The following is an 18,329-nucleotide window of genomic DNA, read 5'->3' on the forward strand; positions in this document are numbered from 1 at the left end:
GGGAGAACCTGGGGTTGTGATTATCTTTTTTTATTTCTTCGCAAAACAACGAGGAAAACAAGGAGGATTTGATTATGGATATGAGTGTATGGTACCTTATGGGTGCAGCGTTAGTATTTTTTATGCAATGTGGATTTGCTATGGTTGAGGCTGGTTTTACCAGATCAAAGAATGTAGGTAATATTACAATGAAGAACCTGATGGATTTTTGTATTGGTACAGTCGCATTTTATCTGTTAGGATACAATCTCTTATGTGGAGATGGCGGATTCGTCGGCTGGGGCTTAAACCCATTTGCTCATTTTGGAGAGACAGACTGGTCCGGATTTGTATTTAACCTGGTATTCTGTGCAACGGCAGCAACGATCGTTTCCGGAGCAATGGCAGAGCGTACCAAATTTATTACCTATTGTATTTACAGTTTTATTATCAGTTTATGTGTTTATCCGATCGAGGCTCACTGGGTATGGGGCGGAACACCTTGGCTGACAGATCTTGGATTTACAGATTTTGCAGGTTCTGCATGTATCCATATGGTAGGTGGTATCACCGCTTTCATCGGTGCAGCAATGTTAGGACCTCGTATTGGTAAATATGACAAAAATGGAAAACCAAGACCAATTCTTGGACACAACATTTTAATCGGTGCACTTGGCGTATTCATTCTCTGGTTTGGCTGGTATGGATTCAACGGTGCAGCAGCAACCGATACGATGCAGTTATCACAGATCTTTGCTACAACGACTGTTGCTCCTGCAGTAGCAACCTGTACAGCAATGATCTATACATGGATCAGAAATGGTAAACCGGATGTTTCAATGTCGTTAAATGGTTCTCTTGCAGGTCTTGTAGCAGTTACTGCTGGCTGTGCAAATGTAGATGTGATCGGTTCTTTTATTATCGGTGCGATCGCAGGTGTGCTTGTCTGCGTAGCAGTATATTTTGTTGAGGATAAATTAAAAGTAGATGACCCGGTTGGTGCAGTTGCAGTACATGGCTGTAACGGTATCTGGGGAACAATCGCAGTAGGACTTTTCGATTACAAAGATGGACTGTTCTATGGCGGCGGTGTTCATCATCTGCTGATCCAGTTACTTGGCATCCTCTGCATCGCGGGTTGGACGATCATTACAATGGGAATCGTATTTACCGTCTTAAAGAAAACGATCGGTCTCCGTGTAACTGCACAGGAAGAAATTGAGGGACTTGATTCCACTGAGCATGGATTAGAGTCAGGTTATCCGGATTTCGTATCCAGAGAGTTACATTAATATGCACTAATCTAATTTGATTAGATTGGTGAAATCTAATCCCCTTAGTTAGTATATACATCAACAGTAAAAACCCCGAAGGTGACTTCGGGGTTTTTGCTGTCTATATAGGAAAATCAATGGCTGAGAGATTTTTTTGCGTGTGAAAAATTCGCTTGTATGAAACTAAAAAAAATGAAGTGTCTGGGAATTTTCTGGGAGTTTTTTATAATTCTTATTTCCAGTAACGGGAATTTTGAACAAAATCAATTAAATCTGCTTTTTCAATTCGGAAACTTCCTGCGATGATATGTGCGGGAATTAAATCTTTGTGAATCAAATCTAACATTTTTGATTTGCTGATGTGTAACAGATCTTGGCACTGCTTACGTGTTAGTAAATCGGGTTCATTTTTAAACATTTTTTGTTGTCTCCTTTTTTCAAATAGTGGTCTATATTGGATGAAATTGTATTAAATAGGAGAGTATCACCCGGAATTAAAACCGACAACAGTGCAGCAGTATAGATTTTTATATGACTATTACCTGAAAGGATTTATTGGAAAGATAAAGCTAAAAAATCTTTTACCATATCATATACAAAAAGTTTATAATAATCTGGTAGAAAAAAAGATGAAGCAGGGTACAGTGAATAATGTAAGAAAGATGATCCGTACTTTGCTGAATGAGGCTGTAAGGCGTGGAATGCTTTCAGCAGATGACAATCCATACCCGAAGGTAAAGGCACCAAGTAACTTGCCGGTAAAGCAGCAAAGAAGTTTTACGGAAGAGCAGAGAGACCAGTTTTTGCAGTATGCGGGAAAAAGTTTATATGCAAATTTATATAAACTGCTGCTCTATACAGGAATGAGGGTTGGAGAGGCTTTAGCTTTAATGATTTGTGATGTTGATTGGGATAACCATGTTTTGCATGTTACCAAGAATTTGCAGAAAACAACGCAGGGGATGTTTTATATAGAAACACCTAAGACGCGGGAAAGTATCCGGGACATCTATTTAGTGCCAGAAGCAGAGGAAGCGTTCAAAAGCCAGTTGGAGTTACGAAAAATTATTGTCGAACCGATACAAGAAGATATAAAGGGCGAGTTTGAAAACTTATTATTTGTAAATACTAAGGGAAAACCCGTAAATGTCGGTTCGGTCAGACAGAGCATCAATCGGATCGTTGCAAAGATTCGTGCAGATGGGAATGATTGTCCGGATATATGGCTTCATGCTATGAGGCATGGGTATGTATCTATTGCGGTGGCAAGAGGTGTGCCATTAGAGGTAGTGCAGGCAAACGTCGGACATACGAGTATTGAGACGACAATGCGTTATTTGGAATTGCAGCCGGATTATATTAGGAAGCAGAGCATGAAGATATCAGATCTTTATCAGACGGAGAAAGCTGATAACAAGTCTATTGAATAGTTGCAGAGATTCCATTATAATTTTAAATAGGAATGTAGAAGGAAAGGGGGGAAACGGAATGCCAGTGATTATGATGTTTTTTATATTGCAGTAAAAAGCGATACAGAAGAACAAATAGAGGCAGCGGAAGAAATTATACGTTTGGTAGAGGAATATCTTGAAAAAGATGCAAGTAAGCCCAAATAGGATTTATTTTCAAAAAATTGTCTGGGGAATACTATGAAAAATATTATAATTGAAGATAAGAAAAATGTTTAAGGAAAGGAGAATGACTACATGTGCACATATACACAGTTGCATCAAGTTACAAATCAGATGGCGCAGTGCTACCATGATATTTATGGAGCAGATATTGTAGGAATATTTCTATATGGTTCTTATGCCAGAGGAGATTATGACAATCAGTCGGATATTGATATAGCAGCTATTGTAAAAGGCTCTCGTTTGGACTTACAAAATAAGCTAAAAGCAGTGTGGGATATTTCAGCGGATATAGGCTTGGAAAATGATGTGGTTGTTTCTCCAACGGTAATTCCTTATGATGAATTTGAAGAGTACAAAGAGAAACTTCCGTATTATAGAAACATTGCGAGGGAGGGAATGCAGATTGGATAATCTGACAGAGTATCGTTTGGCTAATGCCAAAGAAAAGTTGGAATCTGCAAAATTGCTTTTGGATGCGGGAAAGTATAAGGATTCTATCGGGCGTTCTTATTATGCAATATTTACTTCTTTGCGGGCAGTTTTATCAAAAGATGGAGTGGATTTTTCTAAGCATGCAGGTGTAATTGCATATTTTCAGAGAGAGTATATTAAGACAGGCATTTTTGATAAGAAGTATTCAAAGTATGTGCAGTCAGCATTTCAAATCCGTAACAGTTGTGATTATGATGATTTCTTTATTGCTTCCCGGCAAGATGCAGAGGAACAGTATCAGAAAGCGGAAGAACTGTATGAAGAAGTAAAAGCGTTTCTGGAAAAATAGTCTGGGAATTTGTCTGGGAATCTGACTGGGAATTTCAGCTTAGAGCAAAACGACAGATAATCAGAAAATGCCGAAAATAAAGGCTTTTATCAAATCAGAAACTAAGGAAAATGCGAAAAAATGTATCCCCTTAGTTAGTATATACATCAACAGTGAAAACCCCGAAGGTGACTTCGGGGTTTTTGCTGAAAAATCTAGAAATCTTCATCGTCCGTCCACATGTCAGGTGACATGCAGGCGCGGAAATATTCGATAGGCTTTTCACTGTATGCAGCACATAGGAAAAGCCAGTCATAGGGATTGGCAGCGAAAAGTTCTTCATAACCGCATTTTACCAGACATGCATTGGCTTCATCGATATAAGTTTCTGTCAGTTCAGATTTTGTCAGTTCAGTATAGCCGACACTTAGTTTTACATTCAGCCAGAAACGGTAAAAATCAAGCAGCACTATCATTTTCCGAATCGAATCATAGGAAGTCGAGACAGATGATTTTTCTTCCGACAGAATATCCGACATTGTTTTTTTACTCGGAAAGTTATTTCTTACAATATAAGGAATATTTGGATTTTTGTTCATTCCAGAGTGTGTATACACCAGGCGGTCTAAAATAAAACTGTTATTGTAAAGATTTCTGTTGCCGATAAAATCGAGAATATATTCATAATCACGATCAGAAGAGTTCGTGCTGTAAGACTGTGCGTCATATAAAATTTCGCGCACCAGCAGGCTGCAATTCTGATACTTATGAATATCAATGGAAATTTTGCCGGAGATCATATTTCTGTTACGGGACATTGCATAGAGTGTGGTTCGAAGTTCGTTGACAGCATCATCACTTTCTTTTGAACCGATGAGCTGGGAAATCAGGTCATGCAGCGTATGAAGAGCACTTTTGTTCCAGTGACAGAAGTCTGCTTTATTTGCAATTAAAAAATCTATTAATTCATCGGCAGATTCCATTGCAGCAATCGTATTCTGTACATAACTGGTATAATAAGTATCGATGTCATCCGAAACTGGTAAAGTAACGGGTGCCGCGTCAATTTTCTGAATTATTTCCTGAGCTTTTTGATAAGAAAGCTGATGTAAAAAAGAATAATAATAGACTGCTTCACGGATGTTGTGGCAGTTAAAAGCACGGTCATAATAGACATGCTGAAAAAACCAGACAGTTTCCTCATAGGTTAGCTGCATGGCAAAACACAGTTCATATATTTTCGGACGGCTTCCAGCCTCTACTTTTGGGCGGTGATTTCCGGTAAACCAGGACATCACTGTTGCACGGCTGATTGTAGAACCGATATCTTTCAGTTTAGAGAAAAGATAATCAGCCATTTCAGCATTGTCTGAAAAGTCTACAGGAGCGTTCTTTTTTTGCAGAAGTTCGGTCAGACCTTGTCCGAAAGAGCGGAAATGAGTCGGATCTTTTAAATATTCAACTGCCTGATCGACATTGTCTATCGAAGAATAATTCTGGATACTGCTCTGATTATAAAGTGTATAGTCTGATTTCATTTTCATTCTCGTTTCTTTTTCATGATAAAAATACTCTGTTAAATGCAGATATGTTCTGCTAAGATTATAGCTGAAACCGATAAATTTTTCTACAAAAAATACAATTACAAACTTGCAGAGCAATATCGTTATAATAAACGGGAAACAGTTAATCTGATAGTTACAGAGAAATTATTTTTTATAATCAATGAGGATAAAAATGCGGGATATGAGAATTGCATTGTGCAATGGATATGAAATGAAAATTTCAGAAAACCGGAAAATCCGGATTGCAGACGAAGCAGGGAGAGGCGCCGGATGTATTGTATATGATGCCATTTACTGGGATCAGATGCAGATAAAACACAAAATAAGAGTCCGGGAGTGTTATCCGGCATACATCCAACTGACCAGAGCTGCTACCGGAGAGCTGGTGCCTTCTGGAAATCCAGAAAAATTTGAAAAAGCAAAAAACCGCTTTACAGATGCGTATAAAAGAAATACGGATATCAGAAATACGTTAGGGCTGACGAACTCTACCGTCAATGCGGTCGATGTGATTTCCTGTAATCACACAGTTTATATCCTGCTGCCAATGGATGAAGGAATTGATTACAGGTATTATGAGGATCAGTCATTGCAGGAACTTTTCCGGCATATGAAAAGTCTTGCGCAGATTATTCTGAAATATCATCAGAAGGGATATCTTCATCTGGATATAAAGCCGGAAAATGTGCTGATTTTACCGGAAACACCGGAGCATGTGATTCTATTTGATTTTGATTCCGTAACTGCAATCGGGGAATTACAGAAAAATGCAGGAATCCCTTATTCGGATGGATTTTCTGCGCCGGAACAGATGCAGGGAAAAATCAAAAAAATAGGATTTCATTCCGATGTATATTCCATTGGTGCTATGCTGTTTTTTAAACTTTTTGTAAGAAAACCGTGTGAGGCTGACTGCAGAATCGCGAGCAGCTATTCATTTGAAAAAATGCGGTATGGAAGCGAAAAATATCAGCCGAAGCTTTATAAAATGTTAGATTTATTTTTGAAAAAGACATTGTCTATTGCGACGGCACCGAGATGGCATGAGATGCAGAAGGTAATCGATGCGCTTGACGAACTGATAAAGTTAGCAGACATCAATGATGTATATCTGCTGGATTCATTCCAGTATAATTCTGCCTGTTTTGTTGGAAGGCAGGATGATTTAGAAGAAATCAACGAGCTTCTTGCAAAGAATCAGCTTGTATTCCTTTCCGGAATTGGAGGAATTGGCAAGACAGAACTTGCAAAACAGTATGCATACCGGCACCGGGCGCAGTATGATACCGTTGTTTTCGCAGTGTATGAGAAAAATATAGAGTCACTTGTGCGGGATGAAATTGGAATCAACCAGATCAGTTGTGAAGAAGATGAGACAGAGCGGGATTATTTTAAAAGAAAGATCGAAGTTTTAAAACAGGCTGCAACGCCAAAAGATCTGATTATTATTGATAATTTTGACGTAGATGCAGATGAAGATTTAGAAACCCTGTTCGCCTGTCCCTGTAAATTTATCATTACGACAAGAAAAGATTTCAGAGATTATAATTATGAGCAGATCAATGTTGACCGGATCAAAGATATTCAGGAAATCTTAAATCTGTTTTATACTTATAATTCCATTCCATATACGGAAAAAGAAAACGAAGCAGTCCGGCAGTTAATCGAATATGTGGAACATCATACGATGACCGTGGAACTGATTGCCAAATATCTGAGAAATACAGAGATTTCTCCGGAAATACTCTATCAGAAATTTTTGGAAAAAGACGGAGTTACGAACACACAAGAAGTCCAAATCAGACAGAGAAAAGACAGGAAACTCCGCTCTGAGAGTGTAAACAGCCATTTAAAGATTCTGTTTGATATTTCCGGGTTTGATGTCATAGAAAGAGAAATTATTGCAAGCCTTTCCCTGTTTGATGGAATCCGTATTAGCCGGTCACAATTTGAAATATTATTATGTGGAATCAAAGAAACCGCAGAAAAACTCGACGGTTTTATTCAAAATGGCTGGGTTATATGGAACAAAGTTACCGGAAAAATATCGCTGCACCAGGTGATACAGGATCTGATTTACCATGAATTAGTGCCTGATGCGGATAATTGCAGACACATTGTTGCCGGGATGAATGAATATCTGTCAGTAGAGCCGGAAGTTTATGCACAACATGATATCCGGGAGAAAATGGCTGCGATTTTTATAAAACGCCTTACCGGAAATAACATGTCTTATGCATGGCTTTGCTTTAGAGCAGGAGATGAGGAAAAACTTCAAGAGGCAGAAAAAATCTGTCTCGGGCAAGGAGATACAGAGGCGTATGATCTGTTGCAAAGGATTGAGAGGAAACGGATCAAAATGGTGAATGACAGTATTGAAATTGACTGGTCTGCCACAGATTATCCGGAAAGTGCAATGCAAAAGTTAGATGAGATGGCCGGACATCTGGATAGTGCAGCAGCATATTGCAGAAAAAGTTCAGAAAATCCGGATTATCTGGTAAGGGAATATTTTGAAATGGCAAGTGAGACTTCCGACATGTTAGATGACCGTGTGGAATGGTGTGCGGCAGATGTACCGATTCCACAGATGGAAAATCTTTATGAAAAAATCAGTCAATTATTTGATCTGGTAATGGAACAAATGCCATTGACTTCCTATATGCCAAAGGAAAAAGAAAAAGCATATCAAAAAATAAGAGATTATTATTCGAAAGATCCTGGTCTGACTTACCGGGGAGAATTTCGCCTGAATCTGAAAAAAGGCTACCAGTATCAGGAACTTTTAAACCAGTTAAGAGAAGATACATCTTTCCATGAAATTGATGATGGAAACAATATGTCTTATGCAGAACTGGCAGAAGAATATGAAAATAACGGAAAAGAGCAGGAAGCGATCGCGTGTTATCAGAAAGTATACGAGGAAGATTTTGCGACGATGGAAGGAATATGTATTCCGGAAAGCCGGGAATATGCAGCGAAAAGTATTGCAGAAATTTACCGGAAAAAAGGTGATATAGATTCTGCCATTCAGACATTAGAAGGAGCTTTTTCTGATACAGAATCGGAAGATATCTGCATAGAGCTGATTGGAATATTAAAAGAACACCAGAAATTGCAAAAAGCCAGACAGTATGCCATTCAATTAAAGCAAAGGATGGATCCTGCACCGGAAAATGCGTATGATACCGGATATATGCTTGCTGTCTGCTATTTTCTGTATTCCATTGAAGAGAATAAGACAGAAAAAACGCAGTTGTGGAAAGAATGTCTGAAATATTATAAGATGCTTGGAACAAATGAAATTGAGGAACATTGCGGTGATTTTCTTGTGGAATATATACAGAAAGAAACCTCTTCCATGGAGGAGGTTTTATCTGTAATAGACAGAGTCCGTGAATATGGAAAAAATAATATCAGAAAAACAATTCTCTGGAATGTCATAAAAAAATATGAGGGAAAGAACCATTTTGAAAAGAATCAGATCATCTGCCTGATAAGGCTGGCGGAACTTTCGAAGGAATATCGTTGCAAAAATATAAAGGAAGGGTTAGAGCTATGCAACCAGGCACAGGATATATACAATAAATACGATCTGAATGATGCGTTTCTTCAAAGCCTTATTTATAAAACAAGGGAAGAACTTATGAATGAGGGGAATTTTGATTATGAGCAGATCACGCAGATCAGGAAAATGTGTAACTACAGACTGTTAGCAGAAAAACAGATCGCGCAAAAAAAATATACACCGGAAGAACAGATTGAGATATGGAAGGAGGCTGCAAATCAGTATAGCTATATAGAAGATGGAGAAAAGGAAGAAGAGTGTCTTAAAGAAGCAATCAAAATAGCAGAAAAAACATGGGAAAAGATAGAAGCCAGCGAGTTCTGGACGGACTATTCGAGCATGCAGCATGATCTTGTCACATTAGAGATTGATAATGGAAAATTAGAGACAGCAGAACAGAATCTTGCGCTGTTGTACGATAAGACAGCTGCGCATATTTTAGAAAAAAATGTCAAAGAGGATACAACGGATCACTATTGGGATATAGATTATATTGCATTTAAATATGAGGATATAGCAAATATAAATGAAACAATCCGGATATATTTAGCAGCCTTGTATATCCTGCTTGAAAAAAAACAGATTCCAAAATCCTGACAGACAGGCAAGACGGGATCGGACAGTTGTGCGTGGTACTGCAGCAGTTATTGGAAAAAGAATACGATTCAGATGTAACCAATTCGATCATAGAAGCGAAAAGGCATTTGCAGGAATTTTTGGAGGATACGGCTTATGACCAGGAGAGAGTTTTGCTTTTGCTGCAAAAAATAGCAGAAAAGTATCAGTATAAGGATTTTGAATTTAAACATGACATAAGGCAAAAATAAAAACTGCCACATCGGACAACCCGGTGTGGCAGTTTTTTAATCACTCTTACAAGTAAAAATAGCCGGTTTGGTAAAATGAGCCTGTAAACAAAAACAAGTCTTTAAGAAAAGAGAGGGCATACGTCATGGAAACAGTTCTTTTAATCATTTATGCGGCAGCATCCTACTGGGCAACAAACAAGGTATTGTATGAGGGAAAAGTTGTATTTTACTCTTCCGCTTATGTGCATTACATGAAAAAATTTTTAATAGGAATGATGTTTGGCTGGATACTGATTCCGATTGCGATTTTAAAATGCATTTTTTTCAAATAGATTCGGGATTGGGAATAAGAGCAATCGCAAGATAACAGAAAAGAAGGAGTAAACAGATTATGAAGCAGACAATCGAAGATAAACTGGTGAGTAAGGTAAGCAAAGGAAAATTAAATACAATCCACGTAAGCCGTGAAGAGATGGCGGATCTGGTAGATCAGCATTTTATACAAAATGCGGAGACAGAAGAAGAGTACAAACAGATCTGGAAAGTCATAAAAAGAGGAATCCTTTTTGATAAAATGATTTATACAAAAGATGGAAACTATCAGATGCGCTCCTGCTCCAGCCAGGGCGGACACAGCCTGAGAAGAAACATATGGATCTATGATAAGACGGCAGACACCTTTTATCAGTATGATTATTGGTATGGGTTTTATGGAAAATTCAAAAAAATGGTGCGCAGTAAGTTGCAGGAAAAACAGAAATAATAAAAATAGCGATACCCCAGGTTACAGTAGTGGCAGTTTGAACCCGTTACGGTTTAAACTGCTTTACCTGAAATTGTAATTTGCAAGTAAAAATTGCAATGTAATCTATAACTGTAATTTGCAATGCAAACCCAATATAATGAAAGAAATATTTTATATGCGAGGTGATATGCTTGGAAATTATTGCGGAAGTTACTTCGGAAGATCTGGCTGGAGTATATAAGGAAGTGGCAGAAACGGTTGGCGTTGAAAATGCTTATAAAATATATAGTCATTTTAAAGGATTACAGTTAATGTTTCCGCTGAAATTTTATTCCAAGGAATACATAATGCAGCAAATCTGTTCCGAGTATAATGGGAAAAATGTACATGCTTTGGCAAGAAAATACGGGTATTCAGAGAGTAGGGTGAGGCAGATATTGAGGGAAGCAAAAGATGAGATTGTATAAAATTTTAAATTTTATATAAGGCAAAACGAGGGAGGAAGAAATATGAGCAAATCAAAAGTGAACATGCCAAAAGAATTGAAAAGGAAATGCAGTATAATCATTCATTCAGCGACTGGTGCATCGACAGTGGCAGGACTTATACCGATACCAATGTCTGATGCAATACCTATCACAGCAGCACAGATAGGTATGATTATAAAAATAGGTGACTTATTCGATATCTCTTTGTCAGAAGCAGCGGCAAAATCAATTGCTGGAGTTGCATTAACACAACAAGCGGGACGTTCCGTTGCTTCAGGATTTTTAAAAATGATTCCGGGAGTTGGCACGTTAATAGGTGGAATGATAAGTGGAGCTACGGCTGCGGTATTAACGGAATTTTTAGGATGGGTAGTAGCTGATGACTTTTTCAGAATGTCACAAGGTGAAGATCCGGAAAATATTGTAGAAGTTGCCAGTGAATTAAAAGGTTCATTTCAAGATGTAAGATTAAAAAAAGAATGAAGTAAGGGAAAGGTGTAATATGGCTGATAAAAAAACGAGAAAAACAAGAAGTGACTGTACGGTAGGTACATTTGAAAAGAAACATGGACTTCCGCCGGGAACTTTTCGTAATAGTAATGGACGGGATACCAGATCCGATAAAAGAATAGGAACAATCCGCAAAGAACATAGTGAAAATAAAAAGAGATAGGTGTAATAAAAATATACTTTATGGGAGATGGAAAATTATGTTTGGAAAAAAGAAAAATAATATCAATAAAGTTGTGGTCAGTTCAAAAGAAGAATTAAAGACAGCAATTAAACGTAAGGAGCCATATATTGAAGTTCAGGGGGATCTGGCAAAGAAGATGAAATGGATGGGGAAACTTTCATCGGTAAAAATCGCTGCAATCATAGCATTACTAACATCGTTAGCAGCAGTGCCGGGAGGTGGCGTATTAACTGTTAGTGCATTAACTGCAGGAGGAGTTGTAGAGGCAGCAGAAGCTAATGTCGCAATTTATGTAATAAGTATATTAGGAATAGCTACCATTATTGGAATATTTAGAGGATATAATGTAGAAGTTGAAACAGGTAAAGTGTCGCTTAGACTTAAGGCAGGAGCCTAATAGAAAAGGGAAAAAGATGAAACAAGGTAAAATAATCCAGGAACCTGAATATTTAAGAAACAGATGCCCGTTTTGTTATGAGAAATTGGGAATGAAAGAGAACTGGAAGCGAAAAATAAAAAAGGTTTGTTATTGTCCTAATTGCCACAAAAAAATAGACGAAAGATTTTTAGTTTACTAAACAGAAAAATACCGGAGTTCCATGAAAAGGAGCCCCGGTATTTTTCTGTTTTATGAGTGATCATCCGCCATTTCCGTCGGAGTTGTTGTCTCCGCTGGAATTATCCGTACCACCGGTATTGGCAGGAGTATTATCAGAACTGCCTCCGCCGGAATTATCTGTACCGCCGGTATCGGCAGGAGTGCTATCAGAATTATCCCCGCCGGAATTATTAGCAGGCGGCTGTGTCTGCTGTGTATTGTCGGCAGGAGCCTGTGTGCCGCCGGAAGTATCATTATTTACACCTGGAACTGCGGAGAAAGCAGAAGTTCCCTGGTAGGTGGAATTTCCTTCGTTGTGCATTGTACAGGTATTATTCTTAAAATCATCCGTCAGAAGATATGGAGTATCCTCTGTTCCAACCGTTCCGCCAATGACGAATACTCTGGAGGAAATGGAATCTGCCGGGCAGTAACCACCGGCAAGCTGACCGGAAGCATTGCAGATATTTGCAACGATATGATGGTCACAATATTCGGTAGGCTGTGTACCTTCAGCAAAATATTCGGTATAGACCTGGCTGCCGCGTGGATCCGCATCACAGACACCGGCGATTGCAAGTTTTCCGGATTCCTTGCAGACCTGGGCTGTAACGATCCCGGATGGCTTTGTGAAATCCTGATATTCCAGATTTTCGTGGATGCGGCTCATAACCGCTTTCCAGATTTTCTTTGGATAAGTGGTCTGACCGCCGGATTGTGGCGAGTTATCATCAAATCCACCCCATACAACACAGGTATAATATGGTGTGAAGCCGGCAAACAATGCATCACGGTTTTTGGTTGTTGTACCGGATTTTCCGGCCTGGGCCATAGAGCTTCCAAAGTAAGCCGGGGTACCGGTTCCCTGAGTCATAACGTCTTTCATGGCATCGGTTAAAAGCCATGCGGTAGTGTCTTTTAAGACGGTGTGTGAGACAGGTTCAGTATTGTCGATCAGTACATTTCCATCATGATCTAAAATTTTAGTGTAGAATTTTGGCTTGATGTAAGTCCCACTGTTGGCGATCGTTGCATAAGCAGCCGTAAGCTCTAAGTTGGTAACACCATGTGTCAGACCGCCAAGTGCTAAAGTCTCATTGGAACTCTCATCCAGACCGACGGTTGTGATGCCGAAATCGCAGATATAATCATATCCGAGGGATGGACCAATCTGTGCTAACGTTTTTACGGTAACGATATTGATGGAGTTAGTGATTGCCTCACGCAGTGTTGTGAAACCGCGATAACGGTTGTCATAGTTGTTAACGGCACCACCCTGACCACTGCCGTAATTGTATGGTGCATCATCCTGAACGGAGGCAAGGGTAAGACCACCGGCATCGAGTGCTGGCGCATATGCGGCAATGATCTTAAAAGTAGATCCCGGCTGTCTTGTGGTATCTGCTGCACGGTTTAAAGTCTTGTTGGCGGTTTTGTCTCCACGTCCGCCGACTAATGCTTTGACATTTCCGGTACTCTGATCAATGATCGTAAGAGCTGCCTGCGGCTGAAGCGTGTAGGTAACGGTTTCACTTCCATTTACGATCGTATCACCGTCTTTCATGATGTCAGTTTTGTACTGTTCAATTGCAGCAGCTGCCTCTTCTTCGGAGTTAAAGTTGATCGAAAAACTCTTGTTGGAAGACTGATAATAGGAAAGCATCGTCTGTTCACTGTAATTCGATATGGAACTGTCGGCAGAGCGGACAGATAAACGATAGGAAAACGATACTTTCGGCGCAGTCGGATAATTGTCCAGATTATTCACTTCATCATCACAGATCGCCTGAATTTCCGGATCCTGTGTAGAGTAGATCGTAAGTCCACCCTGATAAAGTGCTTTGTAAGCCTGCGTCTCAGTGTAGCCTTTCTGCTCCACCAGATCCTGGATGACCTGATCTGTCAGTTCATCAACAAAATAAGAATTAATGCTGTTGGTTTCAGATTCAATGTTGACGAGCTGGATGCGGTCGTAAACATTGTCTGCAACAGCTTCATCGTATTCTTCCTGCGAGATATAACCCTGGTCTTTCATGTTGTTAAGCACTTTCATGCGGCGCTTGGAATTTTCCTGCGGATTGGTAATCGGGTTATATTTGGAAGGATTCTGGGTAATGGCGGCTAAGACTGCACATTCTGATAAAGTAAGATCAGAAACGTCTTTGCCAAAATAACGTTCCGAGGCGACACCGACACCTAAAGTATTTTGTCCGAGGTTGATCGCATTCAGATAATTTTCCAGAATCCAGTCCTTGTCCACCACTTTTTCTAACTGCAGGGCGAGATACTGCTCCTGGAACTTTCGTTCAAACTTGTCAGCCATGGAAGATTCGCTTGTCCAACTGGTAAAGACGGTATTTTTCAAAAGCTGCTGCGTGATGGTACTGGCACCCTCCGAGAAATGAAAACCGGATGCGACACCTTTTACGCCGGCACGAATGATACCTGTTACATCGATACCGTTGTGCTCGTAAAAACGTTCGTCTTCGATGGCAACGAATGCATGCTGCAGATTCTTTGGTATCTCATCGATCGTAACGGCGCGCCGGTTAGAACCCGATGCAACCAATGTGGCAGTCTGGTTGCCATTTGCATCTAAAACCGTGGATAAGAAACCGGTAGGAGTGGCAACAATATCATCGATCGTTGGAGCTGAGGCGATGATTCCGCGAATGACTCCAACACCGGAGCAGGCGCCGATTACCATGACGGCAAATACACATACAAGCAGCGACTTACAAAAAATCACATAAAACTTTTTGCGAATCATGGTACTTTTGGAAGTTAATTCTTTTTCGCGCTTTTGCGTACTTTTCTTTCCATAATTCATGTTAGGTCTCCTTTTTTGTAATAAAAATAAGGTATGAAATTATAATCCTTTTTATAATCAAAATGAACCATCTTCATATTATAGCAAAGAAATGTGTCGGAATAAAGGAAAAACTGAAAATACAGGTGTTCTTCATTTATTTTTAAGAATTGAATTTCAAAAAAAAACATGATACCATAGGAACACGCGAAGAATCAGAGATGAAAATATACCTATTTATATGTAGAAATATCTGACTGATAAAATATAAAAAGTTTTGTGACGAGAGGAATGAGTATGAAAACAGTATATTCCGGTGGAGAGGCAGAAATTGTAGAAAAAAAATCAAGATTTATTGCAACGGTGCGTCCGGTTTCTTCAGAAGAAGAAGCAGTTGCATTTATTGCAGAGATGAAAAAGAAATACTGGGATGCCAGACATAACTGCTCTGCTTTTGTCATTGGAGACAGACAGGAGATGAGCCGCTGCTCGGATGACGGGGAACCGGCACAGACAGCGGGAAGACCGATGCTTGATGTATTGCTGCGGGAAGATATCCACAATGTGGCTGTGGTCGTCACAAGATATTTTGGCGGAGTACTCCTTGGAACAGGCGGACTTGTGCGTGCATATCAGAAATCAGTCCAGGAAGGACTTGCGGCAAGCGTCATTATTGATAAAAAGGAAGGACGCAGACTGTCAGTGGGAACCGATTATACCGGACTTGGGAAATTACAGTATCTGGTTGCACAAAACGGGCTGACACTCATCGACACCGTTTATACCGAAAAAGTGGAGCTGCTTCTCATGGTTCCTTCTGAGATGCAGGAGCAGACCGAAAAAGAAATTATCGAGGCAACCAATGGAAAAGCTGATATTTCCTGGGGTGAAATGGTATTATATGCAATGGTTGAAGGAAAATTGCAAATTTTTTAAAATTTTTTCAAAAAACAGTTGACATTTTTATTTCACTCATATATAATAGCTATTGTTGACGGCGTGAAACGCTGAAAACAAAATAACACAAAGGGCTATCGCCAAACGGTAAGGCAACGGACTCTGACTCCGTCATTTCAAGGTTCGAATCCTTGTAGCCCTGCTAATGAGACCTCAGCAGTGAGAAACTGCTGAGGTTATTTTTTTGCCCGGGGAGGCGCAACAGCCAGTGGTCACAGACAGAAAATTTCGAATATCCCTACCATAACTCAGAAAAATGTGGTAGCATAACAAAAGAACAAAAACAGTAAAGCAGTTATGGACGTTTCAAATACCCGGAATCGAGGCATCGTATGTATAGTTTTAGCAACCGTGTGCGTTACAGTGAAGTAAATAGTGAAAAGGAACTGACGTTACCGTCATTATTGGATTATCTGCAGGATTGTTGTACGTTTGAGTCAGAGGATTTTGGAGTAGGTGTGGATTATCTTGCAAAAGAACAGGTGGCATGGATCTTATCTTCCTGGGAAATCAAAGTTTACCGATATCCGCAGATGGGACAGCATATTAAGGTCAGTACATGGCCGTATGCATTCCGTGGATTTTATGGGTACCGGAACTTCCGCATTGAGGGAGAAGATGGAGAAATATTTGCAGAGGCAAACTCGGTGTGGGTATTTATGGACACTGAGGAAATGCGCCCGGCACGGGTATCGGAACGGATGCAAGAAGTTTATATACCGGAGATCAGGGATGAAATACCGGGAGAATGGGCAGATCGTAAGATCAGTTTACCGGATGAGGCAGTGCAAAAAAGTGTCGAAAAGGAACCGGTACGTGTTTCCCGTTTTTACATTGATACAAACCATCATATGAATAATGGAAAATACATTCTGGTGGCGGAGGAATATCTGCCGGAACAGGTTTTTGTCTGTGGACTTCGTGCGGAGTATCGTAAAGCTGCAATGTTAGGAGATATGCTGTATCCGGTTGTCACGATGGAAGAAAAACAGATTACAGTTACTTTGGCAGATGAAAAAGGGGCGTCATATGCCATCATCTGCTTTCAGATTCAGAAAAAAGAAAGGCAATCATAAAAATGCGATTAGGTGAATATCAGAAACTTGTTGTGATAAAAAAAGTAGAATTTGGCGTTTATCTCGCAGAGCGCATGGAGAATGAAACCCGCGTGTTACTGCCGGAAAAACAGGTGCCGGAAGGAACGAAGATCGGGGATGAACTCCGGGTGTTTCTCTATAAGGATTCTAATGACCGGCTCATTGCGACGACAAACACACCGAAGCTGACATTGGGAGGTCTTGCGGTGCTGACTGTAAAAGAGGTTGGAAAGATCGGTGCATTTCTTGACTGGGGACTGGAAAAAGATCTGTTTCTTCCATATAAAGAGATGACGGTTAAGGTTCAGCCGGAGGATGAAGTCTTAGTGACATTATATATTGACAAGAGCAGACGTCTGTGTGCAAGCATGAAGCATTTGTATGATCTTCTGTCATTAGAATCACCATATCATACAGGTGATATTGTCAATGGCCGTGTCTATGAGTTCAGTGATAATTTTGGAACATTTGTAGCAGTGGACGATCAGTACTCTGCGATGCTGCCGGCTTTCGAAGATCACAGTATGCTGCGTATCGGTGATGTCATTGAGGCGACTGTGACCAATGTAAAACCGGACGGAAAGTTAGATATTACTATGCGCCAGAAAGCTTATCTTCAGATGGACGCAGATGCCGAAAAGGTAATGCAGGTCATTGAGGAATTTGCAGGCGTGCTTCCTTTTACAGACAAATCTTCCCCGGAAGTCATCAAAAGGGAGACCGGACTCAGCAAAAATGCATTTAAGAGAGCGGTTGGAAGACTTTATAAAGAGCGCAGGATTGAGATCAATGAAAAATCGATCCGTAAAATTGATTAATTCAAAAGCATATGCTATGATAGGAAAAAATTGACAGAAAGAAGGAGAATCTTATGAAAAAAGTCATCAGCACAGACAAGGCTCCGGCAGCAATCGGACCTTATTCACAGGCAATCGAAGTAAACGGAATGGTTTATACATCAGGTATTATTCCGGTCGTACCGGAAACCGGTGAGATCCCGGAAGGTTCTGTGGCACAGGCAAAACAGGCACTGACTAACCTTTCAAACCTGTTAGAAGCAGCTGGAACCAGTATGGCAAACGTTGTTAAAACAACTGTATTTATCAAAGAGATGAACGACTTCGGGGCAATCAATGAAGTATATGCAACATTTTTTGACGGAGCATTTCCATCCAGAAGCTGTGTGGAAGTTGCACGCCTGCCAAAAGATGTCATGCTTGAGATCGAAGCTATTGCTGTAAAATAAAAAGCAATGGATTACACGTTGTGTAAGCAGATCTGTTACCATAGGTTAACATGAAAAATCCCGGTACAAATGGATATGTTTCCATCTGTATCGGGATTTTTCCTAT

19 protein-coding genes and 1 tRNA gene are annotated in these 18,329 nt (G+C 40.0%); 17 read left to right on the plus strand and 3 right to left on the minus strand.

What is annotated here, in order from left to right:
- Window positions 1-74 precede the first annotated feature (74 nt).
- Window positions 75-1,271 carry an ammonium transporter gene (locus tag RIL182_RS03020; protein WP_006855223.1) on the plus strand — a complete coding sequence of 399 codons (1,197 nt, stop codon included), beginning with the start codon at window positions 75-77 and terminating at the stop codon, window positions 1,269-1,271.
- Between the two features lie 214 nt (window positions 1,272-1,485).
- Here the strand turns inward: RIL182_RS03020 and RIL182_RS03025 are convergent, their stop codons facing one another.
- On the minus strand, window positions 1,486-1,671 hold the full coding sequence (locus tag RIL182_RS03025) for a helix-turn-helix domain-containing protein (protein WP_006855222.1): 186 nt from the start codon (window positions 1,669-1,671) through the stop codon (window positions 1,486-1,488).
- Window positions 1,672-1,726: 55 nt separating this feature from the next.
- On the opposite strand from RIL182_RS03025, the gene RIL182_RS03035 reads away from it, so the two are divergent.
- The 3 genes from RIL182_RS03035 to RIL182_RS03045 all read left to right on the plus strand — a co-directional run bounded on the left by RIL182_RS03035 (window position 1,727) and on the right by RIL182_RS03045 (window position 3,668).
- On the plus strand, window positions 1,727-2,683 hold the full coding sequence (locus RIL182_RS03035) for a tyrosine-type recombinase/integrase (protein WP_082241322.1): 957 nt from the start codon (window positions 1,727-1,729) through the stop codon (window positions 2,681-2,683).
- A 276-nt stretch (window positions 2,684-2,959) separates the two neighbouring features.
- Window positions 2,960-3,298 carry a nucleotidyltransferase domain-containing protein gene (locus RIL182_RS03040; RefSeq protein ID WP_015560945.1) on the plus strand — a complete coding sequence of 113 codons (339 nt, stop codon included), beginning with the start codon at window positions 2,960-2,962 and terminating at the stop codon, window positions 3,296-3,298.
- Entirely contained in the window at window positions 3,291-3,668 is a 378-nt protein-coding gene (locus RIL182_RS03045) for a HEPN domain-containing protein (RefSeq protein ID WP_006855219.1), read from the plus strand. Before RIL182_RS03040 ends, RIL182_RS03045 begins: the two co-directional genes overlap by 8 nt.
- 194 nt (window positions 3,669-3,862) lie before the next feature.
- On the opposite strand, the gene RIL182_RS03050 is transcribed toward RIL182_RS03045, so the two are convergent.
- The gene (locus RIL182_RS03050; RefSeq protein WP_006855218.1) at window positions 3,863-5,191 is read right to left on the minus strand and encodes a hypothetical protein; all 1,329 of its coding nucleotides are present in this window, start codon (window positions 5,189-5,191) and stop codon (window positions 3,863-3,865) included.
- A 193-nt stretch (window positions 5,192-5,384) separates the two neighbouring features.
- Between RIL182_RS03050 and RIL182_RS03055 the strand changes: the two genes are divergently transcribed.
- The 8 genes from RIL182_RS03055 to RIL182_RS03080 all read left to right on the plus strand — a co-directional run bounded on the left by RIL182_RS03055 (window position 5,385) and on the right by RIL182_RS03080 (window position 11,913).
- Window positions 5,385-9,377 carry a protein kinase domain-containing protein gene (locus RIL182_RS03055; RefSeq protein ID WP_242655436.1) on the plus strand — a complete coding sequence of 1,331 codons (3,993 nt, stop codon included), beginning with the start codon at window positions 5,385-5,387 and terminating at the stop codon, window positions 9,375-9,377.
- A 32-nt stretch (window positions 9,378-9,409) separates the two neighbouring features.
- On the plus strand, window positions 9,410-9,607 hold the full coding sequence (locus RIL182_RS21110; RefSeq protein ID WP_006855215.1) for a hypothetical protein: 198 nt from the start codon (window positions 9,410-9,412) through the stop codon (window positions 9,605-9,607).
- Window positions 9,608-9,732: 125 nt separating this feature from the next.
- The gene (locus tag RIL182_RS03060) at window positions 9,733-9,921 is read left to right on the plus strand and encodes a hypothetical protein (protein WP_006855214.1); all 189 of its coding nucleotides are present in this window, start codon (window positions 9,733-9,735) and stop codon (window positions 9,919-9,921) included.
- Between the two features lie 59 nt (window positions 9,922-9,980).
- Window positions 9,981-10,352 carry a hypothetical protein gene (locus RIL182_RS03065; RefSeq protein WP_006855213.1) on the plus strand — a complete coding sequence of 124 codons (372 nt, stop codon included), beginning with the start codon at window positions 9,981-9,983 and terminating at the stop codon, window positions 10,350-10,352.
- A 164-nt stretch (window positions 10,353-10,516) separates the two neighbouring features.
- Window positions 10,517-10,801, plus strand: a complete 285-nt coding sequence (locus RIL182_RS03070; RefSeq protein WP_006855212.1) for a Mor transcription activator family protein — start codon at window positions 10,517-10,519, stop codon at window positions 10,799-10,801.
- A 42-nt stretch (window positions 10,802-10,843) separates the two neighbouring features.
- Window positions 10,844-11,305, plus strand: coding sequence for a YcjF family protein (locus RIL182_RS03075; protein ID WP_006855211.1), 462 nt, complete (start codon window positions 10,844-10,846; stop codon window positions 11,303-11,305).
- A 19-nt stretch (window positions 11,306-11,324) separates the two neighbouring features.
- A complete protein-coding gene (locus RIL182_RS21115; RefSeq protein ID WP_006855210.1) occupies window positions 11,325-11,495 on the plus strand; it encodes a hypothetical protein in 171 nt (56 codons plus the stop codon).
- A 37-nt stretch (window positions 11,496-11,532) separates the two neighbouring features.
- The gene (locus tag RIL182_RS03080; RefSeq protein WP_044998436.1) at window positions 11,533-11,913 is read left to right on the plus strand and encodes a hypothetical protein; all 381 of its coding nucleotides are present in this window, start codon (window positions 11,533-11,535) and stop codon (window positions 11,911-11,913) included.
- Window positions 11,914-12,154: 241 nt separating this feature from the next.
- Here the strand turns inward: RIL182_RS03080 and RIL182_RS03085 are convergent, their stop codons facing one another.
- Window positions 12,155-14,944 (minus strand): transglycosylase domain-containing protein, encoded by a 2,790-nt coding sequence (locus tag RIL182_RS03085; RefSeq protein WP_006855207.1) that lies wholly within the window; start codon window positions 14,942-14,944, stop codon window positions 12,155-12,157.
- 276 nt (window positions 14,945-15,220) lie between these two features.
- On the opposite strand from RIL182_RS03085, the gene RIL182_RS03090 reads away from it, so the two are divergent.
- From RIL182_RS03090 to RIL182_RS03110, 5 genes are all read left to right on the plus strand, one after another.
- A complete protein-coding gene (locus RIL182_RS03090; protein ID WP_015520851.1) occupies window positions 15,221-15,859 on the plus strand; it encodes a YigZ family protein in 639 nt (212 codons plus the stop codon).
- A gap of 91 nt (window positions 15,860-15,950) precedes the next feature.
- Window positions 15,951-16,022 (plus strand) — tRNA-Gln (locus RIL182_RS03095).
- 190 nt (window positions 16,023-16,212) lie between these two features.
- The gene (locus RIL182_RS03100) at window positions 16,213-16,956 is read left to right on the plus strand and encodes an acyl-[acyl-carrier-protein] thioesterase (protein WP_006855204.1); all 744 of its coding nucleotides are present in this window, start codon (window positions 16,213-16,215) and stop codon (window positions 16,954-16,956) included.
- A gap of 2 nt (window positions 16,957-16,958) precedes the next feature.
- Window positions 16,959-17,795, plus strand: coding sequence for a CvfB family protein (locus RIL182_RS03105; protein ID WP_006855203.1), 837 nt, complete (start codon window positions 16,959-16,961; stop codon window positions 17,793-17,795).
- A gap of 53 nt (window positions 17,796-17,848) precedes the next feature.
- Window positions 17,849-18,223 (plus strand): RidA family protein, encoded by a 375-nt coding sequence (locus tag RIL182_RS03110; RefSeq protein ID WP_006855202.1) that lies wholly within the window; start codon window positions 17,849-17,851, stop codon window positions 18,221-18,223.
- Window positions 18,224-18,329: the final 106 nt, after the last annotated feature.

This window comes from Roseburia intestinalis L1-82, from assembly GCF_900537995.1.
GTDB lineage: Bacteria > Bacillota > Clostridia > Lachnospirales > Lachnospiraceae > Roseburia > Roseburia intestinalis.